Raw genomic sequence first — 5517 nt, 5'->3', positions numbered from 1 at the left:
ATGGGTGATGCCCCGCAACGTGGTGTGTTGCGGGGCATCCCGGAGGTGTTGTTCGGCGGTGTCCTACTCTCCCACACTGATTAGGGTGCAGTACCATTGGCGCTGGTGGGCTTAGCTTCCGGGTTCGGAATGGGACCGGGCGTTTCCCCACCGCTATGGCCGCCGAAACTCTCTGAAACTCGCACCAGACGAGTTTATTTATCTCCTGGTGTTGTTTCAGAAGTACATAGTGGATGCGACACCTCTTTAACTCTTTGAGAGTGTACGAAGAATATAAGGATGTTGTTGTAAGTCCTCGGCCGATTAGTACCAGTCACCTACACCCATTACTGGGCTTCCAGTTCTGGCCTATCAACCCCATGGTCTGTGGGGGGCCTTAACCACTCAAATGGTGGTGAGAAACCTCATCTTGGAACAGGCTTCCCGCTTAGATGCTTTCAGCGGTTATCCCTTCCGAACGTAGCCAACCAGCAATGCTCCTGGCGGAACAACTGGCACACCAGAGGTTCGTCCGTCCCGGTCCTCTCGTACTAGGGACAGGTTTCCTCAAGTTTCTAACGCGCGCGGCGGATAGAGACCGAACTGTCTCACGACGTTCTAAACCCAGCTCGCGTGCCGCTTTAATGGGCGAACAGCCCAACCCTTGGGACCTACTCCAGCCCCAGGATGCGACGAGCCGACATCGAGGTGCCAAACCATCCCGTCGATATGGACTCTTGGGGAAGATCAGCCTGTTATCCCCGGGGTACCTTTTATCCGTTGAGCGACACCACTTCCACACGTTGGTGCCGGATCACTAGTCCCGACTTTCGTCCCTGCTCGACATGTACGTCTCACAGTCAAGCTCCCTTGTGCACTTACACTCGCCACCTGATTGCCAACCAGGCTGAGGGAACCTTTGGGCGCCTCCGTTACCTTTTAGGAGGCAACCGCCCCAGTTAAACTACCCACCAGGCACTGTCCCTGAACCCGATCAGGGTCCGAGGTTAGAAGTCCAATACGATCAGAGTGGTATTTCAACAACGACTCCACAACCACTGGCGTGGCCACTTCACAGTCTCCCACCTATCCTACACAAACCGAACCGAACACCAATACCAAGCTATAGTGAAGGTCCCGGGGTCTTTTCGTCCTGCCGCGCGTAACGAGCATCTTTACTCGTACTGCAATTTCGCCGAGTCTGTGGTTGAGACAGCAGAGAAGTCGTTACGCCATTCGTGCAGGTCGGAACTTACCCGACAAGGAATTTCGCTACCTTAGGATGGTTATAGTTACCACCGCCGTTTACTGGGGCTTAAATTCTCAGCTTCACCACCGAAGTGATTAACCGGTCCTCTTAACCTTCCAGCACCGGGCAGGCGTCAGTCCGTATACATCGTCTTACGACTTCGCACGGACCTGTGTTTTTAGTAAACAGTCGCTTCTCTCTGGTCTCTGCGACCCACACCAGCTCACACTGCAAGAGCCGTCACCAGTATGGGTCCCCCTTCTCCCGAAGTTACGGGGGCATTTTGCCGAGTTCCTTAACCACAGTTCTCTCGATCGCCTTAGTATTCTCTACCTGACCACCTGTGTTGGTTTGGGGTACGGGCCGTGTACCAACTCACTAGAGGCTTTTCTCGGCAGCATAGGATCATGGAATTCACCACAACGGTTACGCATCACCTCTCACACATACAGACGACGGATTTACCAATCGCCAGTGCTACAGGCTTACACCAGGACAACCACCGCCTGGCCCCACTACCTTCCTGCGTCACCCCATCGCTTGCCTACTACCACCCGAGGTCCCATGCAGCACCCTCACGTACTCCGAAGAGTATCGATCAGGATTTGGATGGTTAGTACAGATGATTCAGCATGGGCGCGGATACACGGGTACGGGAATATCAACCCGTTGTCCATCGACTACGCCTGTCGGCCTCGCCTTAGGTCCCGACTCACCCTGGGCGGATTAGCCTAGCCCAGGAACCCTTGGTCATCCGGCGGCAGAGTTTCTCACTCTGCTTTCGCTACTCATGCCTGCATTCTCACTCCCACACCCTCCACACCTAGATCACTCCGGCGCTTCCACGGATGCAGGACGCTCCCCTACCCACCCACACACCTAGACAACCCTCCGCAGAAGGAAGCCAGACACACGTGTGAGTGCCGCGGCTTCGGCGGTGTACTTGAGCCCCGCTACATTGTCGGCGCAGGATCACTTGACCAGTGAGCTATTACGCACTCTTTCAAGGGTGGCTGCTTCTAAGCCAACCTCCTGGTTGTCTTCGCGACCCCACATCCTTTTCCACTTAGTACACGCTTAGGGGCCTTAGCCGGCGATCTGGGCTGTTTCCCTCTCGACTACGAACCTTATCGCCCGCAGTCTCACTGCAGTGCTCTCACTTACCGGCATTCGGAGTTTGGCTGACGTCAGTAACCTAGTAGGGCCCATCGGCCATCCAGTAGCTCTACCTCCGGTAAGAAACACACCACGCTGCACCTAAATGCATTTCGGGGAGAACCAGCTATCACGGAGTTTGATTGGCCTTTCACCCCTACCCACAACTCATCCCCTCCATTTTCAACTGAAGTGGGTTCGGGCCTCCACACGGTCTTACCCGCGCTTCACCCTGGCCATGGGTAGATCACTCCGCTTCGGGTCTAGACCCGGCGACTATATAACGCCCTATTCAGACTCGCTTTCGCTACGGCTACCCCACACGGGTTAACCTCGCCACCGAGCACTAACTCGCAGGCTCATTCTTCAAAAGGCACGCCATCACCCACGATTCACCAAAGAATCCACAGGCTTTGACGGATTGTAAGCGTCCGGTTTCAGGTACTCTTTCACTCCCCTCCCGGGGTACTTTTCACCTTTCCCTCACGGTACTAGTCCGCTATCGGTCACCAGGAAGTATTCAGGCTTACCGGGTGGTCCCGGCAGATTCACAGCAGATTCCACGAGCCCGCTGCTACTTGGGGACACCATCACGCAAGACCACACGCTTTCAGCTACCGGACTCTCACCGCCTACGGCAGACCATTCCAGGCCACTTCACCTAGCATGCAGCTTTCTCACTCACGCCCCGACAGGTAGATCAGGGAAGACAGACCCCACAACACCACACACACAACCCCTACCCGGTATCACATGCGCGCGGTTTAGCCATCCTCCGCTTTCGCTCGCCACTACTCACGGAATCACAATTGTTTTCTCTTCCTATGGGTACTGAGATGTTTCACTTCCCCACGTTCCCCCCACACAGCCTATACATTCAGCTGGTGGTAACACGACATCACTCGTGCTGGGTTTCCCCATTCGGACACCCTCGGATCACAGCTCGTTTGACAACTCCCCGAGGACTATCGCGGCCTACCACGTCCTTCATCGGCCCCTGGTGCCAAGGCATCCACCGAACGCCCTCAAACACTTACAACAACACCTAACACCACAGGCGCCCCGCCCCCACGCACCCCCACAAAGGAAGCACACCAGGAACAGACACCCACGACATTAGCCATTCGCCTTACAAACATTTCTTTCAACTCGAACAAAACACACAAACCAAAAACATTGATTCGATATGCATTGCAAAAATAAAGATGCTCGCATCCACTATGCACTTCTCAAACAACACACACCCACAACCGGCCAACCCTCCACCCGCCATCACAACAGGCATCACCAGACCAACCCGCATCGCAAGCACCAAGACAACACACACGTGTGTTCCCTCAGAACCCCGACAGTGTATTAGCAGCACCGCACCAGTCACCCAGCACGATCACCCGCAACCAACCGCACACACGATCAGCCACATGGCGTGTTTGATGTTTCACCCTATGAACACACACCCACCCAACGGGCAAACGCCGCCGGCCTGGGAATGTTGCATGCTCCTTAGAAAGGAGGTGATCCAGCCGCACCTTCCGGTACGGCTACCTTGTTACGACTTCGTCCCAATCGCCGATCCCACCTTCGACAGCTCCCTCCCACAAGGGGTTAGGCCACCGGCTTCGGGTGTTACCGACTTTCATGACGTGACGGGCGGTGTGTACAAGGCCCGGGAACGTATTCACCGCAGCGTTGCTGATCTGCGATTACTAGCGACTCCGACTTCACGGGGTCGAGTTGCAGACCCCGATCCGAACTGAGACCGGCTTTAAGGGATTCGCTCCACCTCACGGTATCGCAGCCCTCTGTACCGGCCATTGTAGCATGTGTGAAGCCCTGGACATAAGGGGCATGATGACTTGACGTCATCCCCACCTTCCTCCGAGTTGACCCCGGCAGTCTCCTGCAAGTCCCCGGCATAACCCGCTGGCAATACAGGACAAGGGTTGCGCTCGTTGCGGGACTTAACCCAACATCTCACGACACGAGCTGACGACAGCCATGCACCACCTGTACACCAACCACAAGGGAACCAACATCTCTGCTGGCGTCTGGTGTATGTCAAACCCAGGTAAGGTTCTTCGCGTTGCATCGAATTAATCCACATGCTCCGCCGCTTGTGCGGGCCCCCGTCAATTCCTTTGAGTTTTAGCCTTGCGGCCGTACTCCCCAGGCGGGGTACTTAATGCGTTAGCTACGGCACGGATCCCGTGAAATGGAACCCACACCTAGTACCCACCGTTTACGGCGTGGACTACCAGGGTATCTAATCCTGTTCGCTACCCACGCTTTCGCTCCTCAGCGTCAGTTACTACCCAGAGACCCGCCTTCGCCACCGGTGTTCCTCCTGATATCTGCGCATTTCACCGCTACACCAGGAATTCCAGTCTCCCCTGTAGTACTCAAGTCTGCCCGTATCGCCTGCACGCCTGCAGTTAAGCTGCAGAATTTCACAGACGACGCGACAAACCGCCTACGAGCTCTTTACGCCCAGTAATTCCGGACAACGCTCGCACCCTACGTATTACCGCGGCTGCTGGCACGTAGTTGGCCGGTGCTTCTTCTGCAGGTACCGTCACAAAAGCTTCGTCCCTGCTGAAAGAGGTTTACAACCCGAAGGCCGTCATCCCTCACGCGGCGTCGCTGCATCAGGCTTGCGCCCATTGTGCAATATTCCCCACTGCTGCCTCCCGTAGGAGTCTGGGCCGTGTCTCAGTCCCAGTGTGGCCGATCACCCTCTCAGGTCGGCTACCCGTCGTCGCCTTGGTAGGCCATTACCCCACCAACAAGCTGATAGGCCGCGGGCCCATCCCCAACCGCACAAGGCTTTCCACCACAGAACATGCATCCCATGGTCATATCCGGTATTAGACCCAGTTTCCCAGGCTTATCCCAAAGTCAGGGGCAGATCACCCACGTGTTACTCACCCGTTCGCCACTCGAGCACCTAGCAAGCTAGGCCTTTCCGTTCGACTTGCATGTGTTAAGCACGCCGCCAGCGTTCGTCCTGAGCCAGGATCAAACTCTCCATGAAAAAACATCGAAACCAAACAGTTTCAACACAAACCAGGAAAGCAAACCTGACAAAAACAAACCAAAAAACTGGCACAAAAAACTGCACACCACACCCCACAAAA

3 rRNA genes are annotated in these 5517 nt (G+C 55.5%); all 3 read right to left on the bottom strand.

Features of this window, described 5'->3' with window-relative positions:
- Nucleotides 1-50 precede the first annotated feature (50 nt).
- A 5S ribosomal RNA gene (rrf, locus tag EF294_RS21235) occupies nucleotides 51-167 on the bottom strand.
- Between the two features lie 116 nt (nucleotides 168-283).
- A 23S ribosomal RNA gene (locus EF294_RS21230) occupies nucleotides 284-3422 on the bottom strand.
- Between the two features lie 468 nt (nucleotides 3423-3890).
- Nucleotides 3891-5414 (bottom strand): 16S ribosomal RNA (locus tag EF294_RS21225).
- The 16S, 23S and 5S rRNA genes sit together here, the layout of an rRNA operon.
- Nucleotides 5415-5517 lie beyond the last annotated feature (103 nt).

It is taken from the genome of Gordonia oryzae (assembly GCF_003797185.1).
Lineage (GTDB): Bacteria > Actinomycetota > Actinomycetes > Mycobacteriales > Mycobacteriaceae > Gordonia > Gordonia oryzae.
This window is presented reverse-complemented; position numbering and strand designations above follow the sequence as displayed.